General features: G+C 69.7%; 14 protein-coding genes. 11 read left to right on the forward strand and 3 right to left on the reverse strand.

Going from position 1 to position 17,575, the window contains the following annotated elements:
• Positions 1–19 precede the first annotated feature (19 nt).
• The 9 genes from NQ152_RS14765 (at position 20) to NQ152_RS14805 (ending at position 10,362) form a co-directional block, all read left to right on the forward strand.
• The gene (locus NQ152_RS14765; protein ID WP_257524538.1) at positions 20–469 is read left to right on the forward strand and encodes a hypothetical protein; all 450 of its coding nucleotides are present in this window, start codon (positions 20–22) and stop codon (positions 467–469) included.
• Complete coding sequence (locus NQ152_RS14770; protein ID WP_257524608.1) at positions 466–1,425, forward strand: bifunctional riboflavin kinase/FAD synthetase; 960 nt, start codon at positions 466–468, stop codon at positions 1,423–1,425. Before NQ152_RS14765 ends, NQ152_RS14770 begins: the two co-directional genes overlap by 4 nt.
• A gap of 297 nt (positions 1,426–1,722) precedes the next feature.
• Positions 1,723–2,730 carry a deoxyribose-phosphate aldolase gene (deoC, locus tag NQ152_RS14775; protein ID WP_257524539.1) on the forward strand — a complete coding sequence of 336 codons (1,008 nt, stop codon included), beginning with the start codon at positions 1,723–1,725 and terminating at the stop codon, positions 2,728–2,730.
• A 73-nt stretch (positions 2,731–2,803) separates the two neighbouring features.
• Positions 2,804–4,339 (forward strand): aldehyde dehydrogenase family protein, encoded by a 1,536-nt coding sequence (locus NQ152_RS14780; protein ID WP_257524540.1) that lies wholly within the window; start codon positions 2,804–2,806, stop codon positions 4,337–4,339.
• Entirely contained in the window at positions 4,336–5,196 is an 861-nt protein-coding gene (locus tag NQ152_RS14785) for an aldehyde dehydrogenase (protein WP_257524541.1), read from the forward strand. The genes NQ152_RS14780 and NQ152_RS14785 overlap by 4 nt, the downstream gene beginning before the upstream one ends.
• Before the next feature lie 97 nt (positions 5,197–5,293).
• On the forward strand, positions 5,294–6,193 hold the full coding sequence (locus tag NQ152_RS14790) for a glycerophosphodiester phosphodiesterase family protein (protein ID WP_257524542.1): 900 nt from the start codon (positions 5,294–5,296) through the stop codon (positions 6,191–6,193).
• 32 nt (positions 6,194–6,225) lie between these two features.
• On the forward strand, positions 6,226–6,870 hold the full coding sequence (locus NQ152_RS14795) for a hypothetical protein (protein WP_257524543.1): 645 nt from the start codon (positions 6,226–6,228) through the stop codon (positions 6,868–6,870).
• 204 nt (positions 6,871–7,074) lie between these two features.
• On the forward strand, positions 7,075–9,237 hold the full coding sequence (locus tag NQ152_RS14800) for a DEAD/DEAH box helicase (RefSeq protein WP_257502752.1): 2,163 nt from the start codon (positions 7,075–7,077) through the stop codon (positions 9,235–9,237).
• A gap of 96 nt (positions 9,238–9,333) precedes the next feature.
• Positions 9,334–10,362, forward strand: coding sequence for an ATP-dependent 6-phosphofructokinase (locus NQ152_RS14805; protein WP_257502751.1), 1,029 nt, complete (start codon positions 9,334–9,336; stop codon positions 10,360–10,362).
• A 306-nt stretch (positions 10,363–10,668) separates the two neighbouring features.
• Here the strand turns inward: NQ152_RS14805 and NQ152_RS14810 are convergent, their stop codons facing one another.
• From NQ152_RS14810 to NQ152_RS14820, 3 genes are all read right to left on the reverse strand, one after another.
• Positions 10,669–11,601 (reverse strand): hypothetical protein, encoded by a 933-nt coding sequence (locus NQ152_RS14810; protein WP_257502750.1) that lies wholly within the window; start codon positions 11,599–11,601, stop codon positions 10,669–10,671.
• Positions 11,602–11,892: 291 nt separating this feature from the next.
• Positions 11,893–14,010, reverse strand: a complete 2,118-nt coding sequence (locus NQ152_RS14815; RefSeq protein ID WP_257524544.1) for a S9 family peptidase — start codon at positions 14,008–14,010, stop codon at positions 11,893–11,895.
• Positions 14,011–14,050: 40 nt separating this feature from the next.
• Positions 14,051–15,670: an MFS transporter gene (locus NQ152_RS14820; protein ID WP_257524545.1), complete on the reverse strand. Its 1,620-nt coding sequence runs from the start codon at positions 15,668–15,670 to the stop codon at positions 14,051–14,053.
• 246 nt (positions 15,671–15,916) lie between these two features.
• On the opposite strand from NQ152_RS14820, the gene NQ152_RS14825 reads away from it, so the two are divergent.
• Both NQ152_RS14825 and NQ152_RS14830 read left to right on the forward strand, forming a co-directional pair.
• Positions 15,917–17,212, forward strand: coding sequence for an inorganic phosphate transporter (locus NQ152_RS14825; protein ID WP_257502747.1), 1,296 nt, complete (start codon positions 15,917–15,919; stop codon positions 17,210–17,212).
• Positions 17,209–17,544, forward strand: a complete 336-nt coding sequence (locus NQ152_RS14830) for a peptidase (RefSeq protein ID WP_257524546.1) — start codon at positions 17,209–17,211, stop codon at positions 17,542–17,544. The genes NQ152_RS14825 and NQ152_RS14830 overlap by 4 nt, the downstream gene beginning before the upstream one ends.
• Positions 17,545–17,575: the final 31 nt, after the last annotated feature.

Consider the following 17,575-nt stretch of genomic DNA (forward strand, 5'->3'; position numbering starts at 1 on the left):
CCCGTATGATCAGACAGTCATGTCGTCGTCTTCCCGCCCCCGCATGACCGGTATCGGACGCCTGCTCGTGATCGTCTACGCGATCATGGCGCTGGCAGCCACCGGCCGGTCCTTCGTTCAGATCGTGCAGCGCTTCGATGAGGCGCCGCTGGCCTACACGCTGTCCGCGGCATCCGCGGTGGTCTACATCCTCGCCACCCTCGCGCTGGTCTTCGCCGGGACGAGAGGGTGGTACCTGATCGCCTGGGTGGCGATCTGCTTCGAACTGGCGGGCGTGCTGGTGATCGGCGCCCTGAGCCTGCTGCTGCCGGACCTGTTCGCACATCCCACGGTGTGGTCCTGGTTCGGGATGGGCTACCTGTTCGTGCCGCTCGTGCTGCCGTTCTTCGGAATCTGGTGGCTGGCCTCGCATCGCCCCGTCGCAGCGACCGCGACAGCGGATGCCGCACCGACCGCGGTGACGCCGTGATCGTCTTCCATGATCCCGCCGAGGTCCCCGCGGACTTCGGTCCCTCCATCGTCGCGATCGGCAAGTTTGACGGAGTGCACTCCGGGCACAGGGCCGTGCTGGACCGAGCCAGGGTCGATGCCGCAACCGGAGACGCGCAGGTCGTCGCGGTCACCTTCGATCGAAACCCGCTCGCGCTGCTTCGCCCAGAGGTGTGCCCGCCCGACCTGATCGGCGTGCACCAGAAGGTGCACCTGCTGGCCGAGACGGGCATCGATGCGGCGCTGGTGCTGCGCTTCGATCGGGAACTGGCCGACCTCACCGCCGAGGAGTTCGTCCAGCGCGTGCTGGTGGACGCGCTCAAGGTCCGCACCGTGCTGGTCGGCCGCGACTTCCGGTTCGGCCGAGGCGGTGCGGGCAACCCCGACGTCCTGCGTGAGCTGGGCGCCCGGTTCGGGTTCGACGTGGACGTCGTCGACGATGTGCGCGCGATCGACGCGGGCCGCAGGGTCTCCTCGACGTGGATCCGGGAGCTGTTGGCAGCCGGCGACGTCGAGACGGCGGCGAAGCTTCTCGGTCGCCCCGCGTCGGTGTGGGGCGAAGTCGTGCACGGTCTGAAGCGCGGCCGCGAACTGGGCTTTCCGACCGCCAACCTGTCGCCTGACCTGGAGGGGTTCGTGCCCGCCGACGGCGTGTACGCCGGCTGGCTCGTGGACCAGGGCTCGGCCGACGGGCTGCGCCGCGGTGCGCGGTATCCGGCCGCCATCTCCGTCGGCGTGAACCCGACCTTCGACGATGTCGCCGTCCGTCAGGTGGAGGCGTACGTGCTTGACGAGACCGACCTGGATCTGTACGGCCGGGACGTCGAGATCCAGTTCGTCGCCCGCATCCGCGGAATGACGGCATTCTCGGGGATCGACACGCTCATCGCGCAGATCACCGACGACGTCGGGCGGGTTCGCGCGGCGCTGGCCTGACCTCGTCCGCGGCCGTGGGTCGGTCATCGCCTGCACCCCGGCGATCCCGCGACGGCCGTGATGCGGCGCTGCTCGGCCCTCTCCTGCCGCGCGGGCGAGGCAGGTGGCTCCCGGCCGCGGGACGAAGCGCAGGGGTAGGCTTGAGACTCGGATCGAAGCTCGCCGCCGACGCGATCGCGGCAGCGCGGCGGGGACCCGGACGGGGTCGCCGGCCCGCACGGCAGCGGATGAGTGCCCGTGCGTCGCGGACTGCACACGGCACCACCCTCGCGGCGTGCTGAAGAAGGAGACAGAGCGATGAGCCGGACCGACCTGCAGACCTTGCCCGAACGCGCCGTGGAGCTGCTCGGCGGAGAACCGGACGACACCACCCTGAGCCGCTACCTGCACGGTCTTCCCGGCGTGGATGCGGTCGGGCTCGAGCAGCGCGCGGCCGGGCTCGGCACCCGTTCGATAAAGACGACTTCGAAGGCGTGGGCGCTGGACAAGATCATCCAGCTGATCGACCTGACCACGCTGGAGGGCGCCGACACCCCCGGAAAGGTGCGATCACTGGTCGCGAAGGCACTGGCGCCGGACGCCGCGGACCCCACCTGCCCGCGGGTCGCGGCCGTCTGCGTCTACGGCGACATGGTGCCGCATGCCGTCGCGGCGCTCGGCGGCGCGCACGGCGACCCGGACGACGGACTCGTGTCGATCGCGGCGGTGGCCACGGCCTTCCCGAGCGGTCGCGCGTCGCTGGAGGTCAAGCTCGCCGACACCGCGGATGCCGTCGCGGGCGGTGCGGACGAGATCGACATGGTGATCGACCGCGGCGCTTTCCTGGCCGGCCGGTACGGCGTGGTCTTCGACCAGATCGCCCGCGTGAAGCAGGCCTGCCGCCGGGCCGACGGCTCGTACGCGTCGTTGAAGGTGATCCTCGAGACCGGCGAGCTGAACACCTACGACAACATCAAACGTGCGTCGTGGCTGGCGATCCTCGCCGGCGGCGACTTCATCAAGACCTCCACCGGCAAGGTGCAGCCGGCTGCGACGCTGCCCACGACGCTGCTCATGCTCGAAGTCGTCCGCGACTGGCACCGCGCCACCGGCGAGAAGATCGGGGTCAAACCGGCCGGCGGCATCCGCACCTCCAAGGACGCGATCAAATACCTGGTGACGGTCGCCGAGACGGTCGGTGAGGAGTGGCTGCAGCCGCACCTGTTCCGCTACGGCGCGTCCAGCCTGCTCAACGACGTTCTGCTGCAGCGGCAGAAGATCCGCACCGGCGCGTACTCCGGCGCCGATTACGTGACCATCGACTGATCGGCGACCGCCGGACTCCGCCGCACGTCCGATTTCGCATCGCCGCCGTCGGCGGCTCCTCGAAAGGGATTCCATGACATTCCTCGAATACGCCCCCGCGCCCGAGTCGCGCAGCATCCTGAATCTGCGGGACGAGTACGGGCTGTTCATCGACGGCAGGTTCGTCGAGGGCACCGGCGCGAACTTCGCGACCATCTCGCCCGCCGACGAGTCGCACATCGCGATGATCTCCTCCGCGAGCGAGGCCGACGTCGGCACCGCCGTCGCCGCTGCACGCCGCGCCTACGACAAGACCTGGTCTAAGATGAGCGGCCGCGATCGCGGAAAGTACCTCTACCGGATCGCGCGGCTCATCCAGGAGCGCGCCCGTGAACTCGCGGTGGCCGAGAGCCTGGACAACGGCAAGCCGATCAAGGAGAGCCGCGACGTCGACGTCCCCCTGGTCGCGGCCTGGTTCTTCTACTACGCGGGGTGGGCCGACAAGCTGGACTACGCCGGGCTCGGTGCCGATCCGCGGGCGCTGGGCGTGGCCGGACAGGTCATCCCCTGGAACTTCCCGCTGCTGATGCTGGCGTGGAAGATCGCCCCCGCACTGGCCGCCGGCAACACGGTCGTGCTCAAGCCGGCCGAGACGACCCCGCTGTCGGCGCTCGTCTTCGCCGAGATCCTGCAGCAGGCCGACCTCCCCCCTGGCGTGGTCAACATCATCACCGGCGCGGGTGAGACCGGCGCGGCCCTGGTCGCGCATCCCGATGTCGACAAGGTCGCCTTCACCGGCTCCACCGGCGTCGGCCGGGCGATCGCGAAGCAGGTCGCCGGCTCGGGCAAGAAGCTCACCCTGGAGCTCGGGGGCAAGGCCGCCAACATCGTCTTCGACGACGCGCCGATCGATCAGGCGATCGAGGGCATCGTGAACGGCATCTTCTTCAACCAGGGCCATGTGTGCTGCGCGGGAAGTCGGCTGCTGGTGCAGGAGAGCGTGCATGACGAGGTCATCGACCGGCTCAAGCAGCGGCTGTCCACCCTGCGCCTCGGCGATCCGCTGGACAAGAACACCGATATCGGCGCCATCAACTCGCGCGCGCAGCTGGATCGCATCCGCGCGCTGACGAAGGTCGGCGAAGACGAGGGCGCGGAGCGGTGGAGCGCCGACTGCGTGATCCCGGACAGCGGATTCTGGTTCGCGCCGACGATCTTCACCAACGTCCAGGCCAGTCACCGCATCGCACGCGAGGAGATCTTCGGGCCGGTGCTGTCGGTGTTGACCTTCCGCACCCCCGCCGAGGCGATCGCCAAGGCCAACAACACTCCGTACGGGCTGTCCGCCGGCATCTGGAGCGACAAGGGCTCCCGCATCCTCGCCGTCGCCGACCGTCTGCGCGCCGGTGTGGTCTGGGCGAACACATTCAACCGGTTCGACCCCGCGTCGCCGTTCGGCGGCTACAAGGAGTCCGGGTACGGCCGCGAGGGCGGCCGACACGGGCTGGCCGCCTACCTGGCCCCGGGCTCATCAGCTCCACGTGCCGGCCGCGCGGCGATCGCCGCCGCCCCGGCGCCGTCGCTTGCCGCCCGAACCCCGCGCGCCGCGAAGAAGGGAGCGAAGCGATGACCCGCCTCGCCGTACCCAAGACCTACAAGCTGTACATCGGGGGCGCCTTCCCGCGCAGCGAATCCGGACGGACCTACGAGATCGAAACGACCAAGGGCGAATTCCTCGCGAACGTCGCGAAGGCATCGCGCAAGGACGCCCGCGACGCGATCGTGGCCGCGCGCGGCGCGCTGAAGGCCTGGTCCGGCGCGACCGCGTACAACCGCGGTCAGGTGCTGTATCGGATCGCCGAACTGCTCGAGGGCCGACGCGCGCAGTTCATCGACGAGATCGTGCGCCTCGAGGGCGCCGGCGTCGCCGCGGCATCGGCACAGGTGGACGAGGCCATCGATCGATGGGTCTGGTATGCCGGGTGGACCGACAAGCACGCGCAGGTCACCGGCAATGCGAACCCCGTCGCGGGACCGTACTTCAACATCTCGGTGCCCGAGCCGACCGGGGTGGTCGCCGTCATCGCGCCGCAGGACTCCTCCCTGCTCGGGCTCGTGTCCGCCGTCGCCCCTCCGCTCGTGACCGGCAACACGGTCGTCGTGGTCGCCAGTGAGCGGCTGCCGCTGTCGGCCATCACCCTGGCCGAGGTGCTGGCCACCTCGGACGTGCCCGGGGGAGTGGTCAACGTCCTCACCGGCTCACCGGCCGAGATCGCACCCTGGCTCGCCTCCCACGCGGACGTGAACGCCCTGGACCTGGTCGGAGCGGGAGGCCTGGACTGGGTGGACCTGCAGATCGCGGCGGCGGACACGTTGAAGCGTGTCCTCACTCCCGAAGAGGGCCCCGATGCCGCGGCCCCGAGTCTGGACCGGATCAGCGCCTTCACCGAGACCAAGACGGTCTGGCACACCAAGAGCATGCTCTGACGGACCCCGCACGGGCTCGATAACGGAAAGGTAACGACGCATGTAGGGTGGTCGAACACGTCGACGCGGACGTGGGAACCGCCGGAGGACATGCCCGATGCCCGACGACCCCGTCGCCGATCCGCTCCGGAGCCGGCTGCACGCGCTGCTGATCGTCGGCGTGCTCGCCGTCGCGAGCCTGATCATCGCTTTCCTGGGGGCGACGCCGGCGCGCGTGAGTGCGACGGAGCTGCTCGGTTCGACCCGAACAGCAGGTGAGGCGGCTTTCATCGCCAGCCACCGCGGCGGCGGTGCGGCAGCCCCGGAGAACACCCTCCCGGCCATCTCGGCTGCGCTGGCGGGCGGCTTCGACTACGTCGAGGTGGATGTCGCCCTCACCGCCGACCGGCATCCCGTGCTCATGCACGATGTCACCGTGGACCGCACCACGGACGGTTCCGGCGCCCTGTCCACACTCACCCTCGCCCAGGTGCAGGCACTGGATGCCGGGTCCTGGTTCTCCGACGAGTACGCCGGCACGCCGGTGCCGACGTTCCACGAGTTCCTCGACGTTCTGGCGGACTCCAGCCACCGCGCCATCGTCGAGCTGAAGGGACAGTGGGATGCCGCGGCCGTGGCGGCGCTGATGGCCGAGGTGACGATGCGCCGGCTCGAGCGGCGCATCGCGGTCTCCAGCTTCGACGCGCGGACCCTCGCCGCCGCCGGCACGGCTTCGCCGGTGGTCCCGCGGCTGTTCATCCTGCGTCACCTTCCGCGCGACCTCGTCAGTGCGGCGCGGGAGGCCGGGGTGCGCGGGATCGTGGTGAGCCGCCGCGCGCTCCTGGATCGTCCCGAGATCGTCGACGAGCTGCACGCGGCCGGGATCCGGGTCGTCGTGTACACCCTCAACAGCAACACGCAGTGGGATGAGGTCACCGCCCTCGGTGTGGACGGTATCGTGACCGACGATCCCGCAACACTGTCAACGTGGCAGCAGAGTGTCGCCGGCCAGCAGTAGCCATCGACCGGGATCCCGATACCGGAGGTTCCATGTCCCCCGCGTCCTCGCGTCGCTCGGCGCCCGCGCGCGCCGCCGCCGGCGTCGCAGCGGCGATCGCGCTGTGCCTCGGCCTGGCCGGCTGTCAGCCCGAGCCGTCGCCGACCGCGAGTCGGTCACCCTCGACGACGCCGTCCGCGACCGCCGCCCCCACTCCGACCCCGACCGAGACAGCCGCCGCCGGTGACTCCATCGAGCTGCCGACGGCGTGCGAACAGCTCTACTCCCCGGGGATGCTCGCCGCTCTGCAGCAGCAGGCGCCACTGAACGACCCCGGCGTCACGATGACCTCCACCCAGGTGGTCGGAGCGCTCGAGATCCTCAGCTCAGGCATCCCGACCATCCGCTGCTCGTGGGGCCTACCCAGCGAGACGGGCCTGGCCACGAACGTCTCCCTCGTCGACGCCGCACAGTCCACGGCGCTCCTGGACGCCTTCGCGAACTCTGGGTTCGCCTGCGAGCCCAGCGGCGAGGGCACCATCTGCCGATACACGCAGACCGTCATCGACCTCGACGACAATCAGGTGGAGCTGACCGAGACGCACGTCCTGCGCGGCAACGGCTGGGTCTCGACTGCGACGATCAACTTCGCGCCCGAGGGATACACCGAAGACATCGTCGCCACCCTCTGGGGCTGAAACCCGCGCGATTCCGCTAGACTGGTCCGCGAGGATCTCGTCCCGACACGGCCGCAGCTCGCAGAAGCGAGTGCCCGCGGCCCGGAGGCGGCGACATCCCGTCCCGCGTTCGTGACGGCGTATGCCGCCCGCGGGAGCACGCCGACATCTCCGGTCCCGACCGGTCATCCGCCGGAGTATCCGGTACACACGCTCAGGAGGAGCATGCCGACCACGGCAACTGCCGCCCACGGCTCTGCGGCACAGCGCCGCAGGAAGCCCTCGTCTTCGCGCCGCGACGACGAGGCGCCGATCATCCCCATCCTCGCCCGCAAGGTGCGTGAGGTGGAGGCGAAGGCCCAGCGCGGCAAGCTCGGGCCCACCAACCGGGTCAAGTTCCAGGTGATCGCCTTCCTGGTGCGTGAAGAGCGTGCGCGGGTCAAGGCGGACACCGAGCTGGCCGACGCGGCCCGTGCCGAGCTGCTCAAGCGGCTGGACGGGGTCGCGACGATCCTGGCCAAGACCGCCGCACGCGACACGTCGCTGATCCAGCTGCTGGAGGTCGACCAGGCGGCGTCGCCGGTCGCACGACGGATGCGCCGCGACTGGCTGCTGGAATCCGGTGCCGAACTGGCGCCGGACGAACTGATCATCACCGACGTCGCCCCGCAGACGGCGACCGTGGTGCCGGCCGCCCTGGCCGAGCGCCAGGTCATCCCTCCGAGCATCGAGTCCCGGCAGATGGCCAATCCGTTCCTCGCCCCGGATCTGACCTCCCACGCGCCGAAGGAGACGCCGCGTCGTCGCCTGGACGGCTGGGAGCTGATGGGGCCGCTGTACAAGGCGTTCGAAACCGGCGCCGGCGGCGGGCAGGCCTCGATGGAGCTTCCCCCGGTTCCCGAGTTCGACCGGCTCTCGCCCAAGGGCTCCGAGATCATGGTGCACCAGTCGCGCTTCCTCGAATCGGTCCGGGCCGGGCACCGCACGTTCCTGCTCGCTGACGAGCCGGGACTGGGCAAGACCGCGGAATCCGTACTCGCGGCATCCGTCGCGGGCGCCTACCCGCTGCTGGCCGTGGTGCCGAACGTGGTCAAGATGAACTGGGCCCGCGAGGTCGAGCGCTGGACGCCGCAGCGTCGCGCCACCGTGATCTCCGGCGACGGCGAGGACGTCGACGCTTTCGCGGACGTCTTCATCGTCAACTACGAGATCCTGGACCGTCACCTGGCCTGGCTCAGCTCGATCGGGCTGAAGGGCATGGTCGTCGACGAGGCGCACTTCATCAAGAACCTCAGCTCGCAGCGCTCGCAGAACGTGCTCGCCCTGGCCGCCCGCATCCGCGAGCAGGTGCGCGACCCGCTCCTGCTGGCACTGACCGGTACACCGCTGATCAACGACGTCGAGGACTTCGACGCGATCTGGCGCTTCCTCGGCTGGACCACGGGTGAGAAGCCCGGTCCGCTCCTGATGGAGCGCCTCGACGAGACGGGGCTGACCCCGGCCGACAAGGCGTTCTATCCCGAAGCCCGCAAGGCGGTCATCTCGATGGGGATCGTCCGGCGCAAGAAGAAGGATGTCGCCGCCGACCTGCCCGACAAGCTCGTGGCCGATCTTCCGGTCGAGTTGGACGACGAGTTCGGGCGCAGCATCCGCCAGGCCGAGCGTGAGCTCGGCGCGCGTCTGGCCGACCGGTACCGCCGGATCATCGATGCCCGCGGAGCCCGCGGGCTGGCACCCGGCGAGATCGACCCGGATATCGTGCGACTCGTGGCCCAGAACGAACTGGACGAGTCCAAGGCTGCCGGCACCGGCTCGGAGAACGTCTTCACCATGGTCCGCAAGATCGGACAGGCCAAGGCGCTGCTGGCGGCGGACTACACCGTGCAGCTGCAGCGATCCGTCGGCAAGGTCGTCTTCTTCGCCAAGCACATCGACGTGATGGATGCCGCGGAGGCGCACTTCGCCGCCGCGGGTCTGCGCACGATCTCGGTGCGCGGCGACCAGACCACGCCGGCTCGCCAGCAGGCGATCGACGCGTTCAACAACGACCCGGACATCGGCGTCGCGGTGTGCTCGCTGACCGCGGCAGGCGTCGGGGTGAACATGCAGGCGGCATCCAACGTGGTCCTGGCGGAGCTGTCCTGGACCGCCGCCGAGCAGACGCAGGCGATCGACCGGGTGCACCGCATCGGGCAGGACGAGCCGGTCACCGCGTGGCGGATCATCGCGGCGCACACGATCGACACGAAGATCGCCGAACTCATCGACTCCAAGCAGGGGCTGGCGCAGCGTGCGCTGGACGGCGAAGCGGTCGACCCGCAGTCGAGCGATTCGGTGCAACTCTCGGCGCTGATGCACCTGGTGCGTCAGGCGCTCGGAGCGGACTAGCGTCACCGGCCGACGCATGCGGCGGCCGCACCCCCGGCGGTAGGGTCGGGGGTGGCAGCGCCGCCCGATCGAAATCCGACAGCGAGGACCACACCCATGAAGATCGGCATCCTGACCAGCGGCGGCGACTGCCCCGGACTCAATGCGGTCATCCGGGGCATCGTGCTGAAGGGAACGACCAACTACGACGTCGAGTTCGTCGGCATCCGCGACGGGTGGCGCGGCGTCGTGGATGCCGACTTCTTCCCCCTCACCCGGCACGAGGTGAAGGGTCTGTCCAAGGTGGGCGGCACCATCCTCGGCACCAGCCGCACCAACCCGTACGACGGGCCGCGCGGCGGGGCGGAGAACATCTCCAAGACGCTGTACGGGCACCGTATCGACGGCATCGTCGCGATCGGCGGCGAGGGCACCCTCGCAGCGGCTGACCGGCTCGCCAGGGATGGCATCAACGTGCTGGGCGTTCCCAAGACGATCGACAACGACCTGCGCGGGACGGACTACTCGTTCGGCTTCGACACCGCGGTGAACATCGCCACGGAGGCGATGGACCGGCTGCGCACCACCGGCGACTCGCACCAGCGATGCATGGTCGCCGAGGTCATGGGCCGGCACGTGGGGTGGATCGCGTTGCATGCGGGGATCGCGGCGGGCGCGCACGCCATCTGCATCCCCGAGGTGCCCATGTCGATCGAGGACATCTGCGACCTGGTGTCCAAGGCGCACGACCGCGGCCGGGCGCCCCTCGTGGTCGTCTCGGAGGGCTTCACGCTCACCGGCATGGAGGGGGCCTACAGCGACAAGGGCCTGGACGCGTTCAACCGTCCCCGGCTCGGAGGCATCAGCGAGGTCCTCGCACCCGAGATCGAGCGGATCACCGGCATCGAGACGCGCTCGACCGTCCTCGGGCACATCCAGCGCGGCGGATCGCCCTCCGCGTTCGACCGCGTGCTGGCCACCCGTCTGGGTCTGCACACCGCGGATGCGATCGTGGAGGGCTCATGGGGGCAGATGGTCGCGATGCGCGGCACCGACATCGTCCGCGTCCCGTTCGCAGACGCGCTCGGCGAGCTCAACACCGTCCCGCTGTACCGCTACGAAGAAGCCGCAGCTCTCTTCGGCTGAGGCTCCCGCTCGCGCGTCCCACTTGTTGTTGCTCGGAGGCCCCGCAGGAAACGACAAGTGGGACACGGCCGGGGCGGTGCGGGGCTGCGGCGGCTGTGAGGCGGACGCTCCGGCATCCGCTGACCCTGCGCGTCCCACTTGTTGTTGCTCGTAGGCTCCGCAGGCAACGACAACTGGGACACGGGTGGCCGCGGCGGTGCGGGGACGCCCGCAGGCAACGACAACTGGGACACGGCCGTCGCGGGACGCGGCGGCCGGCGCGGCCCGGCCGCCGCGGCCGTGCCGCCGGGGTGGGAGCGGGGGCTATCACCCACCTCGTGGGCGCGCCCAGCCCGCTGCATACAGGGCGTCGCGGACCATGTCGACCGCGCGGGGAGGACGCCCGCGCATGTGATGACGCAGGATCCGCACGTGGGTCCACCCCGCGCGCGCGATCGCACTCCATCGATCGGCGTCGGCCTCGAACTGGCGCGGGTCATCCGCGTGCACGCGACCGTCATACTCCACGCCGACGCGAAGAGCCGGATACGCCAGGTCCAGCCGGGCGATGAGCCGTCCGCGGTCATCCCGCAGCTCCCAATTCAGCTCCGGTTCCGGAAGGCCGTTGCGAGTGAGGACGAGTCGAAGCCGGGTCTCCTCCGGCGACTCCGCCCCTGCGCGCACCTCACGGAGCGCCCGCGCGAGCATGCGTCCGGAGACGTCTCCCATCGTCCGCACTTCCTCGCGCAGCTCGTCGATCGTCGCCAGCGGGCGGCGGCGGGCGATCAGGAAATCGGCGGCGGCGATCAGATCATCGATCGCCCAGGCGATCCCGGCCTGGCGCCAGGCGCGCACGGGGTGCTCGACGGGAAGCCCGTCCACGAGCGTCACGGCGGATTCACGGGTCTGCAGCCGGTGCCCGACGACACCCCGCGTGCGTGGTTCGCGGGCTGGACGGTGGGCGGACACGTGGATGCCGGGACGGTGCGGCCACCGCGGCAGCGGTGCTCCGACGAGGGCGAGCGCGGTCTCGTGACTGAAGAACTGGAAGTCCCTGAGCCGCGGGGCGATCACCTCGCACTGGTGGCGCAGCGACGGCGGAGCGTCCTGGTCCGCAGTCACGGCGATTCGGATGCCGTGGAACGGCGCGGACAGGTCGGCGGCGCGCAGCCGCTGCGGCGTGACGCCGGCGGCAATCGCCTCGGCGAAGCTGAACCCGCGATCGCGGAGGTCGTCGGGTAGTTCTGAGGGACGCGGCATCCTGAATCATGATCCGGTGCCGCGGCTCCTCATGCCCACGCCGCCGGGTCGGTGCGTATGTCCGGCGCGGAGCTGCCCTGGGGAGGAGCGGTCGCCCGATTGCTGTGTCCCGGTTGTTGTTGCCCCAGCGCCCCGGTGGCAACAACAACCGGGACACGCGCAGAGGGGACGGATGCCGCGGCGCGGGCACCGGGCCGCGGCCCCAGACCCAGACCCAGACCCAGACCCAGACCCAGACCCAGCCCCAGCCCCAGCCCCAGCCCCAGACCCCGGCCCGCACCCGGGCACGGGTCAGGCGTCAGCGACGCCCAAGACATCCAGCAGCCAGGCGAGCTCGAACGCGCGCTCCCGCCACGCGTTGTACCGGCCGCTGACCCCGCCGTGGCCGGCCACCATCTCGCACTTCAGCAGCGCATCGGCGCCGACCTCCCGCAGCCGCGCCACCCACTTGGCAGGCTCGACGTACATCACCCGGGTGTCGTTGAGTGAGGTCACCGCGAGGATCTTCGGGTACGCGGCATCCGATCGCACGTTCTCGTACGGCGAGTAGGACTTCATGTACGCGTACACGTCCGCGTTGTGCAGCGGATCGCCCCACTCGTCCCACTCGATGACCGTGAGCGGCAGGGACGGGTCCAGGATCGTGGTCAGCGCGTCCACGAACGGCACATCCGCCAGGATGCCGGCGAACAGCTCAGGCGCGAGGTTGGCGACAGCGCCCATCAGCAGCCCGCCCGCGCTGCCGCCCTCGGCGACCAGGCGGTCCGGGCTGGTGTACCCGTGGTCGATCAGATGCCGCGCGCTGTCGACGAAGTCGGTGAACGTGTTGCGCTTGTTCAGCAGCTTGCCGTCCTCGTACCACTGGCGCCCCATCTCCCCGCCACCGCGCACGTGCGCGACCGCGAAGATCACGCCGCGGTCCAGTTCGGACAGGCGGGGGATGGAGAAGCCCGGCTCGATCGAGTGCTCGTAGGAGCCGTACCCGTACAGGTGAACCGGACGGGACGTCTGGCCGGGCTCGCCGAACGAGCGTTTCCAGACCAGTGAGAGCGGGATCTGCGTGCCGTCCTGCGCCGTCGCCCACACGCGCGCCTGCCCATAGTCCTCGGGTTCGTATCCGCCCAGCACGGGCTGCCGCTTGCGCAGCAGCAGCTCGCCGGTGGCGACCTCGTAGTCGAACACGGTGCCGGGGGTGACGAAGGAGCCGTAGCCGAGGCGGATGAGCGGCGGAGCCCACTCCGGGTTGCCGCCGCTGCCGACGGAGTACAGCGGCTCGTCGAACTCGAGTTCCGCGACGGACCCGTCCGAGTAGTCCAGCATCCCGAGCCGGGCGAGCCCGGCGCGGCGATAGGCGATGACCCCCCAGTCCCGGAACGTCGAAACTCCCAGCAGGCGCTGCCCGGGACGGTGCGGCACGACGATCTCGCGTGCTCCGGTGGGATCGGATGCCGTCACCCGGACCAGCTCGAAATCCAGAGCGCCGTCGTTGTGCAGGATGAACAGCACGTCCTCGCCGTCGATGACGGCATGCGAGGAGTCGTATTCGACGCCCTCCCTGCGCGGCCAGATCACACGGGGCGCGGAACGCAGGTCGGCGGCATCCACCAGCCATTCCTCGGAGGTGATGGACGAGCCCATCCCGATCACGAGGTAGCGGTCGCTGCGGGTGAAGCCCGCGCCGACCCAGAACCGCTCGTCCGGCTCGTGGAAGAGCTTCTCGTCGCTCTGGACGGGCGTGCCCAGCTCGTGCAGCCACACGGTGTCCGGACGCCACGCGTCATCGACGGTCGTGTAGACGATGAACCGGCCGTCGGGCGAGAACGTCGCACCCGCGAAGGTGTCGGGGATCTCGTCGGGCAGCTGCGCGCCGGAGACCAGGTCGCGCACCCGGACGGTGTAGCGCTCATCGCCGGCGACGTCCACTCCGTAGAGCATGAGGTCACCGGCGGTGGTCACCTCGAAGCTGCCGAGCGAGAAGAACTCGTGGCCGTCGGCTTCGACGTTCCCGTCGAGCAGGACCTGCTCGCCGGCGACCGGTGCGTCGCCGGCCAAGTCCGGCGGTGTCCAGTCGTCCGGGGCGGCCAGCGGCGCGCGGCACTGGATGCCGTACTGCTTGCCCTCGACGGTGCGGCCGTAGTACCACCAGTCGCCGCGGCGCGTCGGCACGGACAGATCGGTCTCGAGCGTGCGTCCCTTGATCTCGGTGAAGATCTCCTCCTGCAGTCCGGCCAGGTGCGCGGTGCGCGCGCGGGTGTAGGCGTTCTCGGCCTCCAGGTGCGCCAGGACCGCGGCGTCCTCTTTGCCGCGGAACCACTCGTATGCGTCCTGCACGTCGTCGCCGTGATGGCTGCGGATGACGGGATTGCGCGCGGCGACGGGCGGGCTGGGGGGAACGGCGTCGGTGGTCACCGTCCCACGGTATCCGACGAATTCCGGCGCACGGTCGCCGCTAGCCCGGGGGAGCCGGCTGAGCCGCCGCGCGCGAGAGCGGCACCTGGTTCGGGATGCCACGCGAGACCAGCAGCGAGAGGACGGCCAGCACGATCAGACCGAACAGAGCAATCCGCAGCGATGTCAGCTGCGAATCCACGTAGATCTGCTCGAGCGTGGCGGCGTCGTCGCTGTCCAGCCCCGCCTCGCCGGCGATCGTGTCGACGCTCGAGGCGGGCACGATCGCGACGCCACCCTCGGTGCGCTCGTCGACGATCGACTTCGTCTGCTCGGACAGGTCGCTGGCGCCCACCCCGCCGGCGAAAGAGGTGGCCAGGGCGCCGATCAGGATCGAGCCGATCAGCGCGGTGCCCAGGGAGGAGCCGAGGTTCTGGAACACCCCTTGCAGACCACCGACCTCGCTGGTGTCCTTCTCGGTCACGGCCGACATGTTGACGTTGCCCAGCTGAGAGGCCAGCAGCCCCAGCGCCGTCCCCGCGAAGAACATGCCGGCACCGAAGGCGAGGCCGGCCAGCTGTGGCTCCACGGCGGTCAGCAGCAGGATCGAGCTGGCGACCAGGATCCACTGGCCGATGCGCACGATCCGGCGCGGGGACCATCGCGACGACAACCGGGTTCCCACGAATGAGAAGACGATCAGCGAGACCGAGAGCGGGAAGATCCGCACGCCGGTCTCCAGCGCATCCAGTCCCAGGGTCATCTGCAGGTACACCGGCACCATGAAGAACAGGCCGGCGGTGATCGCGTACTGCGCGCCCAGAACGCTCAGCCCGCTGCGCAGCTGCCGGATGGAGAGCAGGTCCACGTGCAGGAGCGGCTCGCGGCCGGCCGCGACCAGGTGCCGCTGTCGGGAGAAGAACAGGACGAGCAGCACGATGCCGGCGAGGATGAGCCACGCGCTCAACGAGATGCCGAGCGGAGCGATCTCGACGCCGTTGACCTCGGGGGAGTGCAGCGGCACGATCCATCCCCAGGTCTTGGTCTGCAGCATCCCGTACACGACCGCCACCAGGCCGGCCGCGGACATAAGCACACTGAGCAGATCGATCCGGATGCTGCGGCGCGATGACGTTTCGCCGATGCGCCCGGCGAAGAGCACGACGATGATCATGATGACGACCTCGCCGGCGAACACCCACCGCCAGTTGAGGTACGTCGTGATGAAGCCCCCGATCAGCGGTCCGGCGGCCACCGCGCCACCGGAGACCGCCCCGATCACCGCGAATGCGGTGATCCGATCCCGGCCGTCGTAGTTGTCGGCGATCAGTGCGGCCACCGCGGGGATCACCAGGACGGCGCCGAGCCCCTCGAAGATCGACCAGCCCAGGAACAGCACCGCCATGTTCGGGCTCAGCGCCGTGGTCAGTGAGCCGGCGGAATAGATCAGGGAGCCGATCACGAGCGCGCGGCGGCGACCCCAGACGTCGCCGAGCTTGGCGCCCAGCAGCATCACCGATGCCATGGTCAGGGTGTAGAACGTGATCGCCGACTGCATAGCGGTGACCGTGCTGTGCAGATCGGCCACCACCGTCGAGATCGACACGTTCATCACCGTGCCGTCCAGGACCATCACGAACTGGGCCGCGCTGAGGATCAGGACGACGGACCACTTCTTCATCTGCCCCCCGAATCCGCCCCGGCGCGGGCGATCGACCACCACTGAACACCATGGGGGATGCCGCGCCCGGGCGCAACGGGAGGCCTGCGCGGGCCGAGCCTGGCAACTGGCTGAGTTGACCGCAGAGTTGGCCGGTGTAAGGATTCTTCTGGCCGGTTGCCGGTTCCTGAATTCCCCGTGAACTCTTCGTTCGCAGACGCCGATCACGTCGGCACCCCTTACTTTCACTCTCTCGGAAAGCAAACGGTGGAAACCGCAACCCTGATCGTCGTGCTGGTCATCGGACTGGCACTGTTCTTCGACTTCACGAACGGCTTCCACGACACCGCGAATGCGATGGCGACGCCCATCGCCACCGGTGCACTCAAGCCCAAGGTCGCGGTGCTGCTTGCCGCGGTCCTGAATCTGGTCGGCGCCTTCCTGTCCACCGAGGTGTCCAAGACCATCTCGCACGGCATCATCCGCGAGGACGAGATCAATTCCGCGGCGTTCCTGCCGCTGATCTTCGCGGGCCTGATCGGCGCGGTCACCTGGAACATGCTCACATGGCTGCTCGGCCTGCCGTCCAGCTCCTCGCACGCGCTGTTCGGCGGCCTGATCGGGGCGACGCTGGTCGGGGCCGGCTGGATGGCCATCGACTACGGCGTGGTGCTCGGGAAGGTGATCCTGCCCGCGGTGCTCGCGCCGCTCACCGCCGGGCTGATCGCCTTCGCCGCCACCCGGATCGCGTACGCTATCACCCGGCGCTACGACTCCAAACCCGACGGACGCGACGGCTTCCGCTGGGGTCAGATCTTCACCTCGTCGCTGGTGGCACTCGCGCACGGCACGAACGACGCGCAGAAGACGATGGGCGTGATCACCCTGACCCTGATCATCGCGGGCTGGCAGAGCACCACGCAGGACGACCCGCAGCTGTGGGTCATCCTCGCCTGTGGCATCACCATCGCGCTCGGAACGTACATGGGCGGCTGGCGGATCATCCGCACGCTGGGCAAGGGCCTGACGGATGTCAAACCGGCACAGGGCTTCTCGGCCGAGTCCTCCACGGCAGCGACGATCCTCGCCTCCAGCGCGCTCGGCTTCGCCCTCTCCACGACACAGGTCGCCTCCGGATCGGTCATCGGGTCGGGACTGGGACGGCGCGGCTCGAAGGTCCGCTGGCGGACCGTGGGCCGGATCATGATCGGATGGCTCCTGACCCTGCCCGCAGCGGGTGCGGTCGGTGGACTGGCCGCGCTGGTCGTCGCCTGGCTGGGCGGGTGGGGCATTCTGATCGACGCGGTCGCCGCCGTCGCGATCATCTTGACGATCTTCCTGCTGTCCCGGCGCAACGCCGTCACGGCCTCCAACGCGATGAGCGAGGTGGCGGAGTCCGGAACGGCCGTGAAGGTCAAGCGCAATCCGCCGCCCACCCGTCGGCAGCGGGCGTCCATGCGCTCCGCGCCGCGGAGAGCCGAGCCTCCGCTGAGGACCGACGCCCCGACGAAGACCGAGGTGCTCCTGACGCCCGAGGCTCCTCGCAAGGAGGAGTCGAAATGACCCTGACCATCGACTGGCTGGCGTTCATCGAGGTCTTCGTCGCCGCACTGCTGGCCGCTGTTGTCGTGGTGGGCTCCTACTCGCTGGGGCTGCGTCTTCTCGTGCGCGCCGGCCGCGTGCCGGTCGTCGCGCCGGCGGAATTCACCGATGCGATCGCGGTCATCACCGAGAAGGAGTCCAAGCGCGCAGCCAAGGCCGCAGCCAAATCGGCCCGGAAAAGCCCTCTGACGGCGCAGCAGCGCCAGGTCGCGGCGGTAGGCGCCTACGTCTGCTTCGTGCTGTGCGGGCTCGCCGTGCTCGGCGGCCTGATGCTGATCATCCTCACCCGCTGAGCCGGCGCGTCGGCGTCCGCGCTTAGGCTGA

It is taken from the genome of Microbacterium sp. zg.B48 (assembly GCF_024623505.1).
Lineage (GTDB): Bacteria > Actinomycetota > Actinomycetes > Actinomycetales > Microbacteriaceae > Microbacterium.